21 protein-coding genes are annotated in these 17,382 nt (G+C 71.8%); 9 read left to right on the forward strand and 12 right to left on the reverse strand.

The genetic code is table 11. The features are described from left to right. Nucleotides 1-732: a hypothetical protein gene (locus tag ACWGPE_RS00935; protein ID WP_231429057.1), complete on the forward strand. Its 732-nt coding sequence runs from the start codon at nt 1-3 to the stop codon at nt 730-732. Next, on the forward strand, nt 729-1,301 hold the full coding sequence (locus ACWGPE_RS00940; protein ID WP_452047911.1) for a hypothetical protein: 573 nt from the start codon (nt 729-731) through the stop codon (nt 1,299-1,301). The genes ACWGPE_RS00935 and ACWGPE_RS00940 overlap by 4 nt, the downstream gene beginning before the upstream one ends. 416 nt (nt 1,302-1,717) lie before the next feature. Here ACWGPE_RS00940 and ACWGPE_RS00945 read toward each other — a convergent pair whose 3' ends face one another. After that, nucleotides 1,718-3,124: a hypothetical protein gene (locus ACWGPE_RS00945; RefSeq protein WP_374201156.1), complete on the reverse strand. Its 1,407-nt coding sequence runs from the start codon at nt 3,122-3,124 to the stop codon at nt 1,718-1,720. A gap of 152 nt (nt 3,125-3,276) precedes the next feature. On the opposite strand from ACWGPE_RS00945, the gene ACWGPE_RS00950 reads away from it, so the two are divergent. Beyond that, nucleotides 3,277-3,837 (forward strand): acyl-CoA thioesterase, encoded by a 561-nt coding sequence (locus tag ACWGPE_RS00950; RefSeq protein ID WP_231429054.1) that lies wholly within the window; start codon nt 3,277-3,279, stop codon nt 3,835-3,837. A 48-nt stretch (nt 3,838-3,885) separates the two neighbouring features. On the opposite strand, the gene ACWGPE_RS00955 is transcribed toward ACWGPE_RS00950, so the two are convergent. After that, nucleotides 3,886-4,476 (reverse strand): TetR/AcrR family transcriptional regulator, encoded by a 591-nt coding sequence (locus tag ACWGPE_RS00955; RefSeq protein WP_231429053.1) that lies wholly within the window; start codon nt 4,474-4,476, stop codon nt 3,886-3,888. Between the two features lie 84 nt (nt 4,477-4,560). On the opposite strand from ACWGPE_RS00955, the gene ACWGPE_RS00960 reads away from it, so the two are divergent. Beyond that, the gene (locus ACWGPE_RS00960; RefSeq protein ID WP_275506022.1) at nt 4,561-6,054 is read left to right on the forward strand and encodes a DHA2 family efflux MFS transporter permease subunit; all 1,494 of its coding nucleotides are present in this window, start codon (nt 4,561-4,563) and stop codon (nt 6,052-6,054) included. Between the two features lie 77 nt (nt 6,055-6,131). Here ACWGPE_RS00960 and ACWGPE_RS00965 read toward each other — a convergent pair whose 3' ends face one another. Together ACWGPE_RS00965 and ACWGPE_RS00970 are read right to left on the reverse strand one after the other, a co-directional pair. Then, nucleotides 6,132-7,223 (reverse strand): AI-2E family transporter, encoded by a 1,092-nt coding sequence (locus ACWGPE_RS00965; protein ID WP_231429051.1) that lies wholly within the window; start codon nt 7,221-7,223, stop codon nt 6,132-6,134. 27 nt (nt 7,224-7,250) lie between these two features. Further along, on the reverse strand, nt 7,251-7,757 hold the full coding sequence (locus ACWGPE_RS00970) for an SRPBCC family protein (protein ID WP_231429050.1): 507 nt from the start codon (nt 7,755-7,757) through the stop codon (nt 7,251-7,253). Nucleotides 7,758-7,822: 65 nt separating this feature from the next. On the opposite strand from ACWGPE_RS00970, the gene ACWGPE_RS00975 reads away from it, so the two are divergent. Further along, nucleotides 7,823-8,185 (forward strand): hypothetical protein, encoded by a 363-nt coding sequence (locus ACWGPE_RS00975; protein ID WP_231429049.1) that lies wholly within the window; start codon nt 7,823-7,825, stop codon nt 8,183-8,185. Nucleotides 8,186-8,200: 15 nt separating this feature from the next. Here ACWGPE_RS00975 and ACWGPE_RS00980 read toward each other — a convergent pair whose 3' ends face one another. Continuing rightward, nucleotides 8,201-8,626 carry a winged helix-turn-helix transcriptional regulator gene (locus ACWGPE_RS00980; protein WP_231429048.1) on the reverse strand — a complete coding sequence of 142 codons (426 nt, stop codon included), beginning with the start codon at nt 8,624-8,626 and terminating at the stop codon, nt 8,201-8,203. A 141-nt stretch (nt 8,627-8,767) separates the two neighbouring features. On the opposite strand from ACWGPE_RS00980, the gene ACWGPE_RS00985 reads away from it, so the two are divergent. After that, nucleotides 8,768-9,127 (forward strand): DoxX family protein, encoded by a 360-nt coding sequence (locus ACWGPE_RS00985; RefSeq protein WP_231429047.1) that lies wholly within the window; start codon nt 8,768-8,770, stop codon nt 9,125-9,127. Between the two features lie 55 nt (nt 9,128-9,182). Then, nucleotides 9,183-9,545 carry a DoxX family protein gene (locus ACWGPE_RS00990; RefSeq protein WP_231429046.1) on the forward strand — a complete coding sequence of 121 codons (363 nt, stop codon included), beginning with the start codon at nt 9,183-9,185 and terminating at the stop codon, nt 9,543-9,545. Nucleotides 9,546-9,579: 34 nt separating this feature from the next. Here ACWGPE_RS00990 and ACWGPE_RS00995 read toward each other — a convergent pair whose 3' ends face one another. Further along, nucleotides 9,580-10,170, reverse strand: coding sequence for a TetR/AcrR family transcriptional regulator (locus tag ACWGPE_RS00995; protein WP_452047912.1), 591 nt, complete (start codon nt 10,168-10,170; stop codon nt 9,580-9,582). Nucleotides 10,171-10,225: 55 nt separating this feature from the next. After that, entirely contained in the window at nt 10,226-11,890 is a 1,665-nt protein-coding gene (locus ACWGPE_RS01000) for a phytoene desaturase family protein (protein ID WP_452047913.1), read from the reverse strand. 165 nt (nt 11,891-12,055) lie between these two features. Here ACWGPE_RS01000 and ACWGPE_RS01005 point away from each other — a divergent pair, with 165 nt between their 5' ends. Next, nucleotides 12,056-12,220, forward strand: coding sequence for a hypothetical protein (locus ACWGPE_RS01005; protein ID WP_231429043.1), 165 nt, complete (start codon nt 12,056-12,058; stop codon nt 12,218-12,220). 6 nt (nt 12,221-12,226) lie between these two features. Here ACWGPE_RS01005 and ACWGPE_RS01010 read toward each other — a convergent pair whose 3' ends face one another. Together ACWGPE_RS01010 and ACWGPE_RS01015 are read right to left on the reverse strand one after the other, a co-directional pair. Beyond that, complete coding sequence (locus tag ACWGPE_RS01010) at nt 12,227-13,009, reverse strand: ABC transporter permease (RefSeq protein WP_231429042.1); 783 nt, start codon at nt 13,007-13,009, stop codon at nt 12,227-12,229. A 29-nt stretch (nt 13,010-13,038) separates the two neighbouring features. Beyond that, a complete protein-coding gene (locus ACWGPE_RS01015) occupies nt 13,039-14,025 on the reverse strand; it encodes an ATP-binding cassette domain-containing protein (protein ID WP_231429041.1) in 987 nt (328 codons plus the stop codon). A 60-nt stretch (nt 14,026-14,085) separates the two neighbouring features. Between ACWGPE_RS01015 and ACWGPE_RS01020 the strand changes: the two genes are divergently transcribed. Continuing rightward, on the forward strand, nt 14,086-15,069 hold the full coding sequence (locus tag ACWGPE_RS01020) for a helix-turn-helix transcriptional regulator (RefSeq protein WP_231429040.1): 984 nt from the start codon (nt 14,086-14,088) through the stop codon (nt 15,067-15,069). Between the two features lie 10 nt (nt 15,070-15,079). Here ACWGPE_RS01020 and ACWGPE_RS01025 read toward each other — a convergent pair whose 3' ends face one another. The 3 genes from ACWGPE_RS01025 to ACWGPE_RS01035 are packed head-to-tail and all read right to left on the reverse strand — an operon-like array spanning nt 15,080 to nt 17,257. Beyond that, nucleotides 15,080-15,472, reverse strand: coding sequence for an META domain-containing protein (locus tag ACWGPE_RS01025; protein WP_231429039.1), 393 nt, complete (start codon nt 15,470-15,472; stop codon nt 15,080-15,082). Between the two features lie 56 nt (nt 15,473-15,528). Beyond that, nucleotides 15,529-16,299 carry an META domain-containing protein gene (locus ACWGPE_RS01030; protein WP_275506024.1) on the reverse strand — a complete coding sequence of 257 codons (771 nt, stop codon included), beginning with the start codon at nt 16,297-16,299 and terminating at the stop codon, nt 15,529-15,531. A 49-nt stretch (nt 16,300-16,348) separates the two neighbouring features. Beyond that, a complete protein-coding gene (locus ACWGPE_RS01035; RefSeq protein ID WP_231429037.1) occupies nt 16,349-17,257 on the reverse strand; it encodes a LysR family transcriptional regulator in 909 nt (302 codons plus the stop codon). Between the last annotated feature and the right edge of the window lie 125 nt (nt 17,258-17,382).

A 17,382-nucleotide genomic window follows, 5' to 3' on the forward strand; every position in this document is an offset into this window, starting at 1 on the left:
GTGGAACCGGAACCCGAGACGCGGGCGCAGCAGCCCGTGCCCAAGCGGCGGTTCCACTGGCTGCGCACCGCGAGCGACCGGGTGCCGACGAAGTGGTTCGCGACCGCGGGCACCGTGCTCTTCCTCGCGGCGACCGCCGCCTTCGGCGGCCTGGCCACCGCGGAGGAGCCCGGCCCCGCCGCCCTCGCCGTCGGCGAGGAGCATCGCAACGACCAGCTCGCCGTCGCGGTGCAGCGCGCGGTGCTCATCGACGAGCTGCCCGAGGCCGGCATCACGGTCGAGCCGGGACAGCGGGTGCTCGCGCTCGTCGTCGACGCCGAGAACCTGTGGACCGAGCCGCTCATGACTGCGCGGGGTTACAGCGTGCGAGACGCGGTCGTCCTCGAGCGGGGCTCCGACGTGGTCGAGGCCGATGAGGTCGCCCGGCTCGACGACGGCACCTTCGGACCGTGGCTGCAGCCCGGGGTGCCGGCGACCCTCGTGCTCGCGTGGGCGGTCGATGGGCGGTCGTACCGCGACGACCAGGAGCTGCGCTTCGTGGTGCGCGACGAGACCCTCTACACCGCGTCGTTCGTGGCGAGCGGCCGGAGCTGGGAGGACCCGGTTCCGGCGGCGTACGTCACCGTCGCGATCGAGGATGTCGGGGCGGGGAAGGATCCCGATGCGGATGCCGCGGACGACCCGCCCGTCGATCCCGCCGTCGGTCAGAGCGACGAAGGGGCCGCCGGGTGACCCGCCGCTGGGTGCCCGCGGTCGCGGGCGCCGCCTTGGTCGCGGCGGCCTGGGGCGTCACGGCCGTGACCCCGGCCGAGGACTCCGCCGAGCAGCCGTTCGTCGTCGCCGCGCCGGTGGGGATGCGCGCCGAGGGCCGGAACCTCGCGCTCACCGTCACCGGCGTGCGCGGCGCCGACGCCGTGGTGAACGAGGGCTGGCGGGCCGAGGGGGAGTGGGTGGTCGTCGATGTCGAGTCCGAGGCGACCCGGATGGAGACGGGAACCCTGTTGCAGTTCGTGACCCTCCGCCTCGGCGGCCGCACCTACCGGGCGAGCGAGCGCCCGCCCGATTCGATGTTCGGCCATCCGCTCTCGGTCGGCCTGCCGTCGGCCGGCTCGGTCGCATTCGAGCTGCCCGAGGGCGCGCTCGACGCCGGCGCAGCGGGCGTACCGGACGAGCTCGTGCTGCGCTTCGGCCTGAACCTCGACGACCGACTCGACTCCGTGCTCGAGACCCGCGTGCCGCTCGACGATCTCGAGCACGTCGGGGAGGCCGAGATCGCGCCCGTCGACTGGGCGGGCTCATGAGCGAGGTGCGGCAGGAGGGGTCCGTGCGGCCAGGGCGACGCCGACGCCCGGGCGGCTGGTGGCGGCGCAACGCCGCAGCCCTCGTCGCGCTGGCGCTGCTCGTGCCCGCGACCTTCGGCATCATCAGCTCGAACGAGGCGAGCACGAACGCGACTCGCGCGCAGATCGTGCCGATCGAGGTCGAGTGGGGGCAGACGTACGACTACGCGGGCACGACATGGGGGCCCGCGACCGTCGAAGAGCTGCCCGTCACCGACGAGCACGACATCCCGCAGGACGCTCGCCTCATCGAGGTCACCATCCCGGTGGTGCCGGGCGATGAGGAACCGGGATGCTTCCCGCCGACGCTGCTCGAGACGGGCGGCGAGCAGCGGCAGTGGGATCAGTCGGGGATCCTCCTCGGCTGGAACACCACCTCATGCGCGCTCATGGGGACCGAGCCGTTCGACATCGTCGCTCCGTTCGTCCTCCCGCCCGATGCCGAGGGCCCGTTCGTCGTCGACCTCGAGCTCGTCGCCGACGCGCCGGCGATCCTCCGGCTGCCCGTCGGCGACTGAGGCCGCCGCGGCATCGGCGTCGGAACCGGGCGCCGTCGGGGCGCCGGGCGCCGAGGCATCCGTCGTGGCGAGCCGTCCGATGACCGCGTCGTACGCACTCGAGACGAGGGCGATGCGCACGGGTTCCGTCACGAGCGGCACGACGAGCAGGATGGCCGTGTCGGCCACGAACCAGAACGTCTTCAGGTCGTGCGGTCCGATCGCCCGGGTGATGCCGTAGCCCAGCAGCCGCTCGCCGGCGACGAGGAGGGTGGCGAGCAGGATGTAGCCGCCGATCAGCACCGGCCCCGCGCGCCACATGAGCACGAAGGCGCGGCCGATGGGTCGGAACCGCGAGACGAGCTCGCCTCCGATGTCGGCGAGCCGGCGGCGGAGGCCCGACGGGAGTGCGCCCCAGCCGTGGCGCGCCCGATCGAGGATGCCGACGGACAGCTGCGGCGCCTCGGCGGCGACCGCCTGCCCGTAGATCACCCCTGCGATCGTGAGCCAGGCGACCGGCAGCAGGATGACGCCGCCGAGTTCGCCGAGGAGCCACTCGACGCCCTCCCAGACCCAGGCGATCGGCACCAGCTGCTCGGCGGTCCACGCGCGGAGGTCGGCGAGCCACACCATCCCCTGCCGCGAGGCGACCCACTCGCCGATCCAGCCGGTCGCCTGCGAGAGCAGCATCACGGTGAGGAACACCCAGATCGCCTCGAGGTAGACGGCGACGAGGCTGAGCAGGCGGGGGAGCCGGTCGCGGTAGCGATTCCAGGCCCAACGACCGGCGAAGGCGACGACGATGAGCAGGATCGTGACGGGTTCGAAGCCGAGCTGGTCGATGGTGCCCGCACCGCGAGCGACCGCCTCGCCGCCCAGCAGCTCGGACGCCCCGTTGACCTCCGTCTGCACCTCGAGTGCACGTGCCGAGTAGGCGGCCATGTCGTCGCGCAGGTAGCCCCAGGCGGCGTAGAACGCGAAGAACGGCAGCACGCCGGCGAGCAGTGCGTCGACGAATGCCCGGCGCCGCTCCGACGCCGACGGCGGCAGCGGGGCGATCGCACCGAGACGGGCCATGCCGTCTCGCACGGTGAGGAACATGGCCACGAAGCCCACGAGCCGCGCGAGGATCGCGAGCGGCATGAGCAGCAGGCCGCCGACCGCGCTGTACGCCCCGACGAACCCGGCGAGCTCGATGACGAGATAGCGGACGAGCACTCCGGCGAGGAACCACGCGAGCAGTGCCGGCCAGTGCGCGGCGAGCAGCCGTCCCGTCGTCTTCAGCATGGCGAGCACGACACCACGGTAGCGGCTCCGCCAGGCAGGGGCACGCGCGTCGTGACCGGTCCCCACAACTTCGGCGCGAGGCATCCGCCCGTGATTGTCTGGATCGACGGATTATCCATATCCACTGCGATCTCGTCATACAGTCGTGGATCATGCACATGTTCTTCCGCACGATGCTGCATTTCGTCCTCGCGCGCTTCCGCTCACGGCTCGGCCACGGCGACGTCGCCCGCACGAACTTCGTCACGCTGCCGACCGACCTCGACATCCTCAACCACATGAACAACGGGGTCTACTTCTCGATCATGGATGTCGCGCGGTTCGAGATGCTCGTGCGCAACGGCGTCTGGCAGCTCATGCGTGATCGCGGCTGGTACCCGGTGGTCGCGAGCGAGACGATCACGTTCCGCAAGTCGCTCAATCCGTGGAAGCGGTTCACGGTCGAGTCGCGCATCATCGGCCACGACGACAAGGCCGTCTACATGGAGCAGCGATTCGTGCGCCCCGATGCATCGGGCAAGCCCGAGATCTATGCCACGGGATACATCAGGGCCCGGTTCCTGCGGAAGGCGGGCGGCACGGTGCCGATGGGCGAGCTCGTCGAGGCGTTCGGCGTCGAGGGCTTCGAAGGCATCCCCGAGTGGATGGAGCGCTGGGGCAAGGACGTCGCGCTCCCCGTGACCCGCGCCGCGGCGCCGTCGATCTGGGAGTGACGCCCCCGGCGGTCGGGTCGGCGCGGAGCGCCGTGTCGAGACCCCCGTTCAGGCCTCCTTCGCGAGCCCCTCGAGCACGAGGCCGAGCTTGTCGCCGAACGTGCACGCGAACAGCTCGTCGACCGGGCCGTCGTCGATCTGCTCGGTCAGGTTCGAGGCGATGAGCGTGTTGATGAGCATGCCCTGGGCCATGAAGCGCATCGCCTCGTCGGCGTCCATCACGTCGCGCATGCGCGAGTAGATGCGCATGAACCCGGCGCGCGCGACCGGACCGATGCGGGGGTCGTGGCCGAGGAGGAACCCCTGCATCAGCGCGAGCAGGATGCCGCGGTCGGTCTCGACGAGCTCGACGTACGCCTCGCCGATGCGCGGGCCGACCGGCTTCTCCGAGGTCTCGTCGGCGACCGCCGCGTCGAAGGCCGCGAGGATGCGGGCGCAGGTGCGCTCGAGCACGTCGATGAACAGCTGCTCCTTCGTGCCGAAGAGGCGCACGACGTAGGGCTGGCTGATGCCGGCGGCCTTCGCGACGCGGTCGGTCGTGGCGCCGGCGTAGCCGAGCTCGCCGAACACGCCGGTGGCGGCTTCGAGGATCTGTTCGCGCCGCTCCGTCGCGGGGATGCGATCCGTGGTGGAACTCATGCTTGACATGTTATCAGTCGATTACTACAGTCGCTCCCATACTGGTTATCAGTCGATTACCACATCATCTCGAAGGAGCTTCCGATGTCCACCAGCGCACGCCGCATCCCCGTGTGGCTCGCGATCGTCGCGGCATCCCTGCCGATGTTCATGGCGACGCTCGACAACCTCGTCATCACCAATGCGCTCCCAGCGATGGCCGTCGACCTCGGTGCCTCGATCGAAGAGCTGCAGTGGTTCGTCAACGCCTTCACGCTCGCGTTCGCGACCTTCATCCTCGCCGCGGCCGCGCTCGGCGACCGCATCGGCCGCCGCACCGTCTTCGTCGTCGCGATCGCGATCTTCACCGGGGCGAGCGTGCTCGTCGCGCTCAGCACCGAGCCGTGGATGGTCATCGCGAGCCGCGCCGTGCAGGGCTTCGGCGCCGCGGGCATCATGCCGCTCTCGCTCACCCTGCTCGCCGGCAGCGTGCCGAAGCGACTGCGCCCGATGGCGATCGGCATCTGGGGCGGCGTCGCCGGCCTCGGCGTCGCGCTCGGCCCGCTCATCGGCGGCGCCGTCATCGAGGGCTGGAACTGGCAGGCCATCTTCTGGCTCAACGTGCCCGTCGGCCTCGTCGCGATCCCGCTCGCACTCGCCGTGCTGCCGAACACGCTCGGGGCGCGGGCCCGCATCGACCTCGTCGGGGTCGCGCTCGCCGGTCTCGGCGTGCTCGGGCTCGTCTTCGGGATCGTCCGCGGCAACGACGCGGGCTGGGAGAGCCCCGAGGTGATCGGCTCGCTCGTCGCCGGCGCGCTGCTGCTCGCCGGGTTCATCGCCTGGGAGGCGCGGGCGAAGGCGCCACTGCTGCCGCTGCGCCTCTTCCGCGACCGCAGCTTCACGGCGGCCAACCTCGTCGGCTTCTGGTTCAGCTTCGGCATGTTCGGCTCGGTCTTCGTGCTCATCCAGTTCCTGCAGGTCGTGCAGGGCGCGTCGCCCCTCGAAGCCGGCGTGCAGACGATGCCGTGGACGCTCGCGCCCATGTTCATCGCCCCGATCGCCGGCGCGATCGCCCCGCGCGTCGGCACGCGCACCCTCATCGTCACCGGTCTCGCCCTGCAGGCCGCGGCGCTCACCTGGATCGCGCTCGAGATGGACCCCGACGTCGCCTACGCGTCGCTCGTCGGGCCGTTCCTCATGGCCGGCATCGGCATGTCGCTCGTCTTCGCCCCGATGTCGACCGCCGTGCTCGCGCACATGCCCGAAGACGACCACGCCAAGGCATCGGGCACGAACTCGACGCTCCGCGAGGTCGGCGTCGCGCTCGGCGTCGCGGTGCTGACGGCCGTCTTCACGGGAGCGGGTGGTGAGCTCACGCCCACCGGCTTCACGGATGCCGCGGTGCCGGCCGTGCTCGTCGGCGCCGCCGGCCTCGTGGTCGCGCTCGTCGCGGCGCTCTTCCTGCCCGCGGGCCGCGGCACCGGCGAGCAGGGTCCGGCGGCCGAGGACGACGCGGCCGGGGCATCCGCGGTCGGAGCCGAGCCGGCCGGCCCGGCCGCGCGCGCCGAGCCTGCCGAGCCCGAGCCTGCTGCCGTGTAGCGCGGCCGCGACCGGGCGGCGAAGGCGCGGCGCAGAGGGTGGCGCGGCAGGCGGAGGGGCCGTGGGCGGCGAAACCGCTAGCTGCGCGCCTGCCTCGGGATCACGACCTCGCGGATGATGAGCAGGATGCCCGCCGAGATCGGGATCGCCACGAGGGCGCCGAGCAGGCCGAGCAGCGTGCCGCCCGCGAGGGCGGAGATGAGCACGATCGTGCCGGGCACCTGCACGGCCTTGCCCATCACCTTCGGCGTCAGGATGTACGCCTCGACCTGCATGTAGACGAGCATCGCGATGAGCACGATGATGCCGGCGAGCGGCGAGACGAAGAGCGCGACGATCGTCATGATCACGGTCGTGATGACGGTACCGATGAGCGGGATGAGCGTGATGAAGAACGCGAGCACACCGATGAAGAGGGCGTACTTCACGCCGACTGCCGCGAGCAGGATCGTCGAGAACACGGAGTTGCAGAACGCGAGCACGACCATGCCGCTCAGGTACTTGCCGACCGAGAGCATGATGCGCTCGGCGAGGCTCTCGACCCGGGCTCGGTGGCTCGCGGCCACCAGGGTGTAGCAGGCGCGCTTGGTCGTGTCGAGGGTCGCGATGAAGTAGATCGAGAGCACCACGACGAACACGCCCGTCGAGATGCCGTCGAGCAGTGCGGCGCCGAACTGCAGGGCGCCGCCGCCGATCGCCGCCCACGTGTCGGGGTCGGTGAGCACCCCGCCGACCCACTCGACGATCGACGAGAGCACGCCGTTCGTCGACTCGTCGTACCGCTCGAACCACCCGGAGTCGACCAGGTGGTGGATCTCGGCCGGCATCGTCTTGATGAAGACCGCCGCCTGGTTGACGACCGGCGGCACCACGAGCCACACGATGCCGACCACGACGGCGACGAACAACAGGATGACGGTCACGATCGCGGCGCCCCGAGGCATCCCCCTGCGCTGGAACCAGCGGATGAGCGGGTCGAGCCCGAGCGCGACGAACGCGGCGATGAACACCGAGAGCACGACGCCCTGCAGCGCGACGAGCGCCGACGCGAGCATGAGCGCGAGCAGCACGCCGAGCGTGACGATGAAGCCCCAGCGCAGCGGGTGGTTGACGAAGAGCCCGTCGCGCGGGCGATCGCGTCGCCGCCGGAGGCGTTCTGCCGTGTTCACGCGCGCCAGTCTAGGGTCGGGCCGGCCTCAGTTGGCGGTGTCGGGGACCTTCAGTTCGCGGTAATGGGGCGAGAACTGGGGGAAGTAGGTCTCCCACGCGGGCATCGCGGCGCCCGAGCGGGCGGCGATGAGCCGGTCGAGGTAGAAGTCCCAGCCCGGGCCGATGCTCGCCGCGTCCGCCCCGTCCTTCACGCGCTGGCCGAGCGTCAGGGTCGTCATGCCGCCGCCCTCGACGAGGTGGCAGAACACCCGGACCCCGCTCGGTCCCGACCCCGAATCGGCCGTGAACCGGTGGGGTGCCGCGCACTCGAGGATGGAGACGTTCATCCACTCGGCGCCCTCCTCGCTCATCTGGAAGCGCACGCCGCCCGTCGACGGGCTGCCCGTGTAGGTGCCGATCCACGCCTTCATGGCGTTCGGGTTCGTGAGGCTGTACCAGACGTCCTCGATGGGCGCATGGAACAGCCGATCGAACTGCAGGTAGAGCCCGTCGGCCTTCAGCACGTAGTGCCCGGTCGGTTTCGCGGTCATCATCGCCCCCAGTCTTTCGTTCAATTCAGGCTAAGCCCGCGGATGCACGAACCACTAGAGTCGGTGGCATGAGTTCGAAGGGGCGCGTTGCGCACGAAGAGACGATGGACATCACCGAGGGCAAGTCGGGGCTGTGGGGCTGGCTCGCCGGCCTGATCGTGCTCGTCCTCGTCGCCCTGCCGCTGTCGGCCGCGTTCGCATTCGCGACGAACCCGCACACGCAGCAGCTGTTCTCGGGGCGGCTCGAAGAAGTGGGCACCGGCGCCTACCAGACCTTCTGGTGGATCGTGACGCTCTTCCTCGTGGCCGTGCCGATCCTCGTGGGCTACGTCGTCGCGAATCTCTCGGCGAAGTCGCTGGCGATCGCGGGCGCCATCATCGCGCTGTTCGTCATCGCGATCATCGTGCTCGGCCAGATGTTCATCTTCTGACCCCGGCACCGGGTCTCACCCCGTTCGGGTGGATGCCTCGTCGAAGGCGTCGCGGGCGTCGGTGATCTGCTCGTGGTGGGCGGCAGCCCACCCCACGAGTCCGAGCACGGGTTCGGCGAGCGAACGGCCGAGCTCGGTCGCGGCGTACTCGACGCGCGGCGGGATCTCGGCGTAGCTCGTCCGTGAGACGAGTCCGTCGCGCTGCAGGTTGCGCAGGGTCTGCGTGAGCATGCGGTGCGAGATGCCGTCGATGCGGCGCTGCAGTTCGGTGAAGCGCAGCGGTTCGTCGTGCAGCAGCCCGACGACGAGCAGGCTCCACTTGTCGCCGACGCGGGCGAGCACGTCGCGGATGACGTCGCTCGCCTCGTGCTCGACGCTGCACGGCGACGCCGCGGGCGGCAGGCGATCGACGACGGCGTCGGCGGTCAGCGGGGTCGCCATGGTGCTCCTCTCCGGTCGCACGCCGCCCCCGATACGCACCTCGGGGTGCGTGACGCACGGTGAAGTGCGTGGGGGTCGTCGGTTAGAGTCACCGATCGTGCGTTACGCACTGATGGTAACCGACTCGTCTGGAGAAACACCTTGATCATCGCGCTGTGGATCGTCACCGGCCTGCTCGCCCTCCTGTTCGTCATGGCCGGAAGCATGAAGGCGCTGAAGTCGCGCGAGGCCGTGCTCGCCAACATGCCCTGGGTCGAAGACGTCAGCGCCGGCCAGCTGAAGACCATCGGAATCCTCGAGCTGCTCGGCGGCATCGGGCTCGTGCTGCCCGCCGCGACCGGCATCCTCGCCTGGCTCACCCCGACCGCGGCGTTCGCGCTCGCCGTCACCATGGTGTTCGCCGTCGCGCTGCACGTGAAGCGCAAGGAGTCGTTCGTGCCGAGCCTCGTGCTGGGCGTCGTCTCGCTCGTCGTCGGCGTCGGTTGGATCGTGCTCGCCTGAACCGCGGCATCCTCGTGTCTGGTCGCAGGCCATACCATACGGTATGGTATGGCCCATGGATGCCGCCCTTCCCGACCCGGTCTGGCCCGTCGTGCTGCTCGCTGCCATCTGCTTCGGCGACGCCCTGCTCTGCCTGAAGCCCGTCGCATTCATCGCGAAGTGCTTCGAGGACGTGGGCTTCCCGAAGAAGTGGTGGTGGGTGATGCCGCCGATCAAGTTCGCCGCCGCCGCAGGGCTCATCGCGGGCATCTGGATTCCGTACCTCGGCGCGCTCACCTGCGCCGCGCTCATCGCCTACTTCCTCGTCGCGATCGGCATGCACGTGCGGGCGCGCGACCTCGGGCGCAACCTGTTCCTCAACGCGACGGGCATGCTCGTGATCTGCCTCGCGACCGGACTCTTCTGCTTCGTGCTCTGACCTGCGGGACTCCGCCCCGGTGCGCCGGCCGGCCTCAGTCTCCGGCGCCGTCGCCGTCGGCCGTCGGTCCGCCCGCGACCGGGGCGATCTCGAGCAGCAGCTCGTAGACCGCCCGGAGCTCGTCGCTGCTGATCGGCGGCACCGTCGCGGCCGCGCCGACCGAGACGAGGTACGGCACGAGTGCCGCGGTCCGGGCGGCCGCGTCGGATGTCGTCGCAGGCCGCCACACCGCCTGCAGTGCATCGATGATGCGCGCGTCGATGCGCGCCTGCGTCGCCCGCGCATCGTCGTCGGAGTGCGCCCAGGCGCGCACGGCCGCGTCGAGCGCGGTCGGGCGGATCGATGGAGCGCCCGAGATCGCGAGCTCACTGAGCCACGAGAGGGTGGCGCGCGTGCCGCGGGCGCGCTGTGCCGCGATCCCCTCGTCGATCGCGGCGAGGGTGTGCTCCTCGTAGTACGCGAGCAGTGCGTCCTTGTAGGCGCCCGCCCCGGTGAAGTGGTGGTGGAACGACCCCTTCGTCACGCCGAGGCGTGCCGCGAGCCGGTCGATCCGCAGCCCCGGCGCGCCTTCGGTCGCGAGCACTTCGAGCCCCTCGTCGAGCCAGCGCTCGCGTGTCGTCGACATGGAGCCACCGTACCGGAGGGTATGGCGCGACGCCCCATCCTCAGCCGCCGCGCCCTCAGCCCGCCAGCTCCTCGAGCACGGCCATCGCGGCGTTGTGCCCGCCGATGCCGCTCACCGCGCCGCCGCGGACCGCGCCCGACCCGCACAGGAGCACGCGAGGGTGCCGCGTGGCGACGCCCCACCGCTCGGCCGACGTCGCGAGCGGCGCGCCGTCGTCGGCCCACGGCCACGACAGCGGGCCGTGGAAGATGTTGCCGCCCGGCATGCGCAGCGACTCCTCGAGGTCGAGGGTCGTCTTCGTCTCGATGCACGGCCGGCCCGAGGCATCCTTCGCGATGACGCCCTCGACGGGTTCGGCGAGCACGCTGTCGAGCGAGTCGAGCACCGCCTGCTGCAGCAGCTCGCGCAGTTCGGCGTTTCCGTGGCGTTCGAGCAGTCGGTGCGGCACGTGCAACCCGAAGACGGTGAGCGTGTGCATGCCCGCGGCGGCGAGTTCGGGCGCGAGGATCGACGGATCGCTCAGCGTGTGGCAGTAGATCTCGCACGGCAAGGGCGAGGGGATGCCGCCGCGCACGGCTGTCGAGAAGGCGGCGTCGAGCTGCGTCGCGAGCTCGTTGATGTGGAAGGTGCCCGCGAACGCCTGCTCGGCGGCGACGTCTGCGTCGCGCAGCCGGGGCAGCCGCTCGAGCAGCAGGTTGACCTTGACCTGTGCGCCCTCGGGCGCGTGCAGAGCGTGCAGGCGCGCACGCACGACGGGCGGCACCGCGGCGGCATCGGGGTCGCCCGCCTCGACGAGCCGCTCGAGCACGGCGGGCGCGACGTTCGCGAGCACCGTGCCCGCGGTCGCGACCCGTTCGCCGCCGTCGACCCGGTAGCGCACGCGACCGGCCGGGTCGACGGCCACGACCTCGGCGCCGGTCACGAGCCGCGCTCCTGCCGTGCGCGCCGCACGCTCCAGCTCGCCCGAGACCGCGCCCATGCCGCCGATCGGCACGTCCCAGTCGCCGGTGCCGCCGCCGATGACGTGGTAGAGGAAGCACCGGTTCGCGTCGAGCGACGGGTCGTCGAGCGCGGTGAACGTGCCGATGAGCCCGTCGGTCGCGACGACCCCGCGCACGAGGTCGCTCGCGAAGGTCGCGTCGATCGTCTCGCCGAGCGGGCGCTCGACGAACGCATTCCAGACGTCGTCGTCGCCGACGAGCGCGCGGGCCTCGGCGCGGGTCGGCAGCGGCTCGGTCAGGGTGGGGAAGAGGCGCTCGGCCAGCCGTGCGGTGCTTCGATAGAACGCGTCCCAGGCGGCGGCGTCGGCCTGCGCGTCGACGCGCTCGAAGGCGGCGCGGGATGCCTCGGGGCCGGCGTCGCCGTCGACGAGCAGGCCGCGCCCGGGGTCGGCGGGGTCGGGCGTGTACGACGAGAACCGGCGGCGGACGAGCCCGATCTCGAGGCCGAGGTCGTCGACGATTCGCTGCGGCAGCAGGCTCACGAGGTACGAGTAGCGGCTGAGCCGTGCGTCGACGCCCTCGAACGCCTCGGCCGAGACCGCCGCGCCGCCGAGGTGGTCGTCGCGCTCGAGCAGCAGCACGTCGAGGCCGGCGCGGGCGAGGTAGGCGGCGGCCGTGAGGCCGTTGTGGCCTCCGCCGACGATCACGACGTCGTGTGCGGTGAGGGCGGCGGTGGGGGCGGCGGCGGCGGGCTCGGGCGCTGGTCGGGGGAGCGGCATCCTCCGAGCGTAAACGCCCCGGCTGGGGCGGGGGTTCCGCAAACGGCAATGCCGGTTCCGCCTCACATGGGGCGGAACCGGCATTGGCCGAATCGTTACTCCCGGCGGGGTGCCGACGACGGCTGCGGGCGTCACGATGGAGCGAGCATCAACTCGGGAGGCGTCATGATCGGCTCGACTGTGCTCACCTCGTGCGCGACGAACGTCGACTGTCACGACACGGCGGCGGTCACGTTCGATGCGTCCTGGCTGGTCGCGACCCTGCTCGTGCTCGGGGCGGTGATCGTCGTCGCTGCCGTCGTACTGGCGCGTCGAGGTTCGAAGGGCTGAGCGCGCTCAGCGCGCCCGGCGCATCGCGCGCACGCCGACGACGACACCCACCGCGCACGTGACGATCGCGGCGATCGCGCCGCCGACGACGGCGGGGGCTCCGAAGTCGCCGGCGAGCAGCGCCCGCTCGGCGCCGACGAGGTAGCTCAGCGGGTTCACGGCAGCGGCGGCCTTCATCCAGCCGGGGCCGTCGTCGAGCGGCAGCAGCATGCCCGAGAGGATCATGAGCGGGAAGAGCAGCGTCTGGTGCACCATCCAGAACATCCAGTCGCGGTTCCGGCAGGCGAGCGCGAGCGTGTAGCTCAGTGCGCCGAAGCCGATGCCGAACACCGCGAGCACGAGCAGGCCGGCCACGAGCCCTGCCGCGTTCACGCTGAACCCGAACGGCACGGCGACGAGCACGACGATCGTGCCCTGGATGACGAGGGGCACGACCTCCTTCAGGGCGCGGCCGACGAGCAGGGCGCTCCGCGAGAGCGGGGCGACGAGGGTGCGCTCGTGCGAGCCGGTCTGCATCTCGAACAGCAGGTTCGCCCCGGTCGAGGCGGTGCCGAAGAGGGCGACCATGACGAGGATGCCGGGCACGAACCACTGCAGCGTGCCTGCGACGTCGCCGCCGGCGGCGCCGATGAGCAGCGGCCCGAAGAGCCCGAGGAAGACGAGCGGCTGCACGAGCGAGAACACGACGCTGAACGGGTCTCGGATGAGGGGCTTCGACTCGCGCACGAAGACGGCGGCGGTGTCGTGGACGAAGCCCGTGGGGCGGGCGGTGGGTGCGGTGGTGGTCATGAGAGCGGTCCCTTCAGGTGATCGTGCGGTCAGACGGTGGCGAGTTCGGCGGGCTCGGCGTGCGCCGCCTCTTCGCGGAGACTGCGGCCGGTGAGGGCGAGGAAGACGTCGTCGAGGGTCGGCTGCCGGTGCGTGGCGGCGACGACCTCGATCCCGGCGTCCGACAGGTCGCGGATGTAGCGGGGCAGCGCCCGGTCGCCGCCCGGTGCCGTGACGGCGACGACCCTCGGGTCGGCCGGGTCGGGCTCGGCGCCGATGCGGGCGGCTGCGGCCGCGGCATCCGCGGCGGTGTCGAACGCGAGCGTGACGCGGTCGCCCGCGAGCGACGACTTGAGCGCCCCTGCCGTGTCGTCGGCGATGACCGAGCCGTGGTCCATGACCATGACGCGCTCGGCGAGCTGGTCGGCCTCGTCGAGGTAGTGCGTCGTGAGGAAGATCGTGGTGCCGGTCTCGCGGCGGAGCTCGACGATGTGCTGCCAGAGGTTGGCCCGGCTGTGCGGGTCGAGGCCCGTCGACGGCTCGTCGAGGAACAGCAGCCCGGGCCGGTGGATGAGCCCGAGCGCGATGTCGAGCCGGCGCTTCTGCCCGCCCGAGAGCTGCTGCACGGTGCGGTTCGCGACCTGGCCGAGCTCGAGCGACTCGATGAGCTCGGCCGCGCGGGCGCGGGTCTCTCGGCGGCCGAGCCCGTAGAACGCGCCCTGCGCGTGCAGTTCGTCGCGCACGCGCTGGGTGTGCCCGCCGGAGCTGCCCTGGCCGACGTAGCCGATGCGGCGGCGAACCCCGGCCGCGTCGGTGCGGATGTCGCATCCGGCGACCGTGGCCCCACCGCTCGTCGCGGGCAGGAGGGTCGTGAGCATGCGGAGCGTCGTCGACTTTCCGGCGCCGTTCGGGCCGAGGAACGCGACGAGCTCGCCCTCGCCGACGGCGAGGTCGAGGGAACGGACGGCCTCGACGGTCTGCCCCTTGGAGCGGAACGTCTTCGTGAGGCCCTGTGCGGTGATCATCTGGTTCGTCATGCGGCCAGTCTCTCGAGGCATCCGGTCACTTTCTGTCCGCATTAGAGGGAGAATCGGAACATGGCCGCGACCACCTCGAGAACCCTCGAACTGCTCTCCCTCCTGCAGAGCCACCGGCACTGGTCGGCGCGCGAACTCACGGGCCGGCTCGGCGTCAGCGAGCGAACGCTCCGACGCGACGTCGAACGGCTGCGCGAGCTCGGCTACGGCATCGAATCGGTGCGCGGCAGCGCCGGAGGCTATCGGCTCGAAGCGGGTACGGGACTGCCGCCGCTGCTGCTCACCGACGACGAGGGCGTCGCGATCGCGCTCGGCCTGCGCTCGCAGGCGACGGCCGGGCTGCGCGGCGCCGAGCACACGACGCTCTCGGCGCTCGCGAAGATCGAGCAGGTGCTGCCGCCCGCGCTGCGCCGGCGCATCGAGGCGCTGCAGTCGCACACGGCGGTCGGCGTCGGCGCGGGCGGGTGGAACCGCTCGGGCCGTCCGGCACCCGAGGTCGACGCCGAACTGCTCGGACTGCTCGCCCTGTCGTGCCGCGACGGCGAGCGGCTGCGGTTCAAGTACACGGATGCCTCGGGGCAGGGGTCCGCCCGCAGCGTCGAACCGTACCGGCTCGTGCCCGTCGCCCGTCGTTGGTACCTGCTCGCGTGGGACCGCGATCGCGACGACTGGCGCACGTTCCGGCTCGACCGCATCAGCGACGTGTTCCCGACCAGGGTGCGCTTCGAGCCGCGTGCGCTGACCGAGGAGGATGCGCGCGAGCGCGTCGAACGCGCGGTGCGCTACCGGCGCCGCAGCATCGAGGCGCGCGTGATCGTCGAGCTTCCGCGCGCCGAGCTCGTCGAGCACCTCGGCTGGTACGGGCGCGAGGTCCAGGCCGTCGATGAGGCGCACTGCGCGTGGCCGCTCGAGGCCGAGTCGGTCGAGGCGCTCGCGATGGCCCTCATGTGGATTCCTCCGGGCGTGCGCTACCGCGTCGAAGGGCCGGAGCTGGCCGAGTTCCTCGGCCGGCAGGCCGAACGCTTCGCGCAGGCCACCGCCTGAGCGGGCGCGCTCAGTCGGAGCGTTCGAGGGTGCCGATCTCGTAGCCGTCCTGGCCTAGCACGGTCATCGTGTCGTCGGCGATCGTGGCCTCGTTCAGCCCCGCGAGCCAGGTGTCGACGCCTTCGCACGCCATCTGGGTGACGGCGACGTCTTCGAAGTGGACGTGGTCGGACTCGTCGACCGTCCAGGTGCCGCTCAGCCGGTTGCAGCCGTCGGTGCCGCTGAAGTCGCCGCCCTCGTCGAGGGTGAGCGAGGGTGAAGCCGTGTCGGTCGCATCGCCCCAGGTGCCGGTCGGGTCGATGGAGCCTCCCTGCACCGACCCCTCCTCCCCGAGGCATCCGGTCAACAGGAGCAGCATGACCGCTGCGCCTGCACCGAGCGCGACCCTCCGAGTGATGGTCATGCCGGTCAGGGTAGTGGCCCGGCGGGTCGGCCGCCATGCCCAGAAGTGGGCTCTGCCTATGCCGTGCGGGGGAGCGTCGCGACCACGGCGTCGTGATCGTCGTGGACGGTGAGGGTGTCGCCGTCGACCTTGGCCCAGTCGAGCTTCGCGAGCGACTGGTCGACGCCCTCGCAGGCCATCATCGTGGACGCCATCCGGTCGAACTCGATCGTGCCGTCGTCGTCGGGCTCCCACGAACCGGTGAGCGAGTTGCAGCCGTCGCTGCCCGTGACGGTGCCGTCGGCGGCGATCACGAGGAACGGCTGCTGCGGCGCATCGGTGCCCCAGGTGCCGACGAACGCGCTCGCCGCTCCCGACGCCGCCGGGTCGTCGCCCGCGACGGCCGGCTCGTCGGAGGTGCGTTCGAGCGTGCCGAGCTCGACGTCGTCGTCGCCGAGCACCGTCATCGTGTCGCCGTCGATCGTCGCCTCGTCGAGTGCCGAGAGCCAGGTGTCGACGCCCTCGCAGGCCATCCGTGTCGAGGCGACGTCGTCGAACTCGATGCGGCCGGCGCCCTGGTCCTCCCAGCGGCCGGTGAGCCGGTTGCAGCCGTCGGTGCCGGTGAGCGTGCCGTCGGCGGCGAGCGAGAGCGACGGCGCCGTGGTGTCGGTCGGGTCGCCCCACGTGCCGACGGCGCTCGCCGGGCTCGGGCTCGGCGACGAGTCATCCGACCCGCCCGGGCTCGCGCACGCGGACACCAGGGCGACGGTCATGACGGCGATGATCGCCGCGCCGGTTCGCATGAGCGGGCGGCGCGGGGCGCGGTTCCGGAGCGTCAGCGGTTCCATGCGCCGAGCGTAGCCCTCGGTGGGGCTCGCCGTGCCGCGCCGTGCCGCGTCAGTCGGCGGCGGGCGTCGCGGTCGCGCGGGCCGCGCGGGCGAGTGCGTCGCGGCACGCGACGACGGCCGGCCGGGCGGCGGCGGCGTGCCGCGTCGACGTGAAGACCTCGCGCTCGGGGTGCCCCGGCAGGTCGACGAGGCGCACGCTCGGCGCCTCGCCCGCCCACACGAGGTCGGGCAGGAGCCCGGCGGCGTTGCCCGACCGGATGAGCCGGATGTGCGCCATGAGGTCGGCGGTCTCGAACCGCACGTCGGGTTCGAAGCCCGCCTCGCGGCAGAGCTGCTCGGCCCACTCCCGAGACGCCGTGCCGGCAGGCTCGAGCACCCAGGGCATGCTCGCGGCGGTCTTGAGCCCGGCGGGGCGCGACGCGGGGTGCGGCGGCAGTGCGAGCCGGATGGCGTCGGCGGCGAGGTGCACCCGGTCGAGCTCTTCGCGGTGCGCGCGCGTGTGCCCCGGGTACTGCTCGGCGATGACGAGGTCGAAGTCGCGCGCGGCGACCTCGAAGAGCCCGACGTCGGGTTCGCGCTCGGTGATCTCGACCCGCAGCGCGGGGTGCTCGGCGCGCAGTAGGGTGAGCGCCTGCGGCACGACCGCGTGCGCCGCCGACTGGAACACCGCGATGCGCACGGTGCCGCCGACCGAGGTGAGCGAGCGGGCGACGTCGGCCTCGGCCTCCTCGAGCCGGTCGAGCACCGCGCGCGCGTGCTCGACGAGCACGAGCGCCTGCGGCGTGAGCTGCACGCGCCGGCCGACCTGCACGAGCAGCGGCACGCCGGCCTCGCGTTCGAGCTGGCTGAGCTGCTGCGACACGGAGGAGGGGCTGTACGAGAGGGCCTCGGCGACTGCGGCGAGCGTGCCGCGCTGGCTCAGTTCGACCAGCAGGCGCAGGCGGCGCACATCGAGCATGGGGGCCTCCGGGGGCATCCGAGCTATCGTTCGGTTTCCCTGAATAGTATGCATCGGAATCGTTCGCTGTACCTGACGGATGTCGCGGCGCACACTTATCTCGAGAGGCGCGCGACAACCCCCGG

This window comes from Agromyces sp. NPDC055658, assembly GCF_053618155.1.

Excerpts from the sequence above, each read along its gene's own strand:
- ACWGPE_RS00980 (WP_231429048.1), bottom strand. The coding sequence starts at position 8,626 with ATGGCGACCCCGCTGACCGCCGACGCCGTCGTCGATCGCCTGCCGCCC.
- ACWGPE_RS01015 (WP_231429041.1), bottom strand. The coding sequence starts at position 14,025 with ATGACGAACCAGATGATCACCGCACAGGGCCTCACGAAGACGTTCCGC.
- ACWGPE_RS00970 (WP_231429050.1), bottom strand. The coding sequence starts at position 7,757 with ATGATGACCGCGAAACCGACCGGGCACTACGTGCTGAAGGCCGACGGG.
- ACWGPE_RS00975 (WP_231429049.1), top strand. The coding sequence starts at position 7,823 with ATGAGTTCGAAGGGGCGCGTTGCGCACGAAGAGACGATGGACATCACC.
- ACWGPE_RS01030 (WP_275506024.1), bottom strand. The coding sequence starts at position 16,299 with ATGGAACCGCTGACGCTCCGGAACCGCGCCCCGCGCCGCCCGCTCATG.
- ACWGPE_RS01000 (WP_452047913.1), bottom strand. The coding sequence starts at position 11,890 with ATGCCGCTCCCCCGACCAGCGCCCGAGCCCGCCGCCGCCGCCCCCACC.
- ACWGPE_RS01025 (WP_231429039.1), bottom strand. The coding sequence starts at position 15,472 with ATGACCATCACTCGGAGGGTCGCGCTCGGTGCAGGCGCAGCGGTCATG.
- ACWGPE_RS00955 (WP_231429053.1), bottom strand. The coding sequence starts at position 4,476 with ATGAGTTCCACCACGGATCGCATCCCCGCGACGGAGCGGCGCGAACAG.
- ACWGPE_RS00960 (WP_275506022.1), top strand. The coding sequence starts at position 4,561 with ATGTCCACCAGCGCACGCCGCATCCCCGTGTGGCTCGCGATCGTCGCG.
- ACWGPE_RS00945 (WP_374201156.1), bottom strand. The coding sequence starts at position 3,124 with ATGCTGAAGACGACGGGACGGCTGCTCGCCGCGCACTGGCCGGCACTG.
- ACWGPE_RS00950 (WP_231429054.1), top strand. The coding sequence starts at position 3,277 with ATGCACATGTTCTTCCGCACGATGCTGCATTTCGTCCTCGCGCGCTTC.
- ACWGPE_RS01020 (WP_231429040.1), top strand. The coding sequence starts at position 14,086 with ATGGCCGCGACCACCTCGAGAACCCTCGAACTGCTCTCCCTCCTGCAG.
- ACWGPE_RS01035 (WP_231429037.1), bottom strand. The coding sequence starts at position 17,257 with ATGCTCGATGTGCGCCGCCTGCGCCTGCTGGTCGAACTGAGCCAGCGC.
- ACWGPE_RS01010 (WP_231429042.1), bottom strand. The coding sequence starts at position 13,009 with ATGACCACCACCGCACCCACCGCCCGCCCCACGGGCTTCGTCCACGAC.
- ACWGPE_RS00990 (WP_231429046.1), top strand. The coding sequence starts at position 9,183 with ATGGATGCCGCCCTTCCCGACCCGGTCTGGCCCGTCGTGCTGCTCGCT.
- ACWGPE_RS00995 (WP_452047912.1), bottom strand. The coding sequence starts at position 10,170 with ATGTCGACGACACGCGAGCGCTGGCTCGACGAGGGGCTCGAAGTGCTC.
- ACWGPE_RS01005 (WP_231429043.1), top strand. The coding sequence starts at position 12,056 with ATGATCGGCTCGACTGTGCTCACCTCGTGCGCGACGAACGTCGACTGT.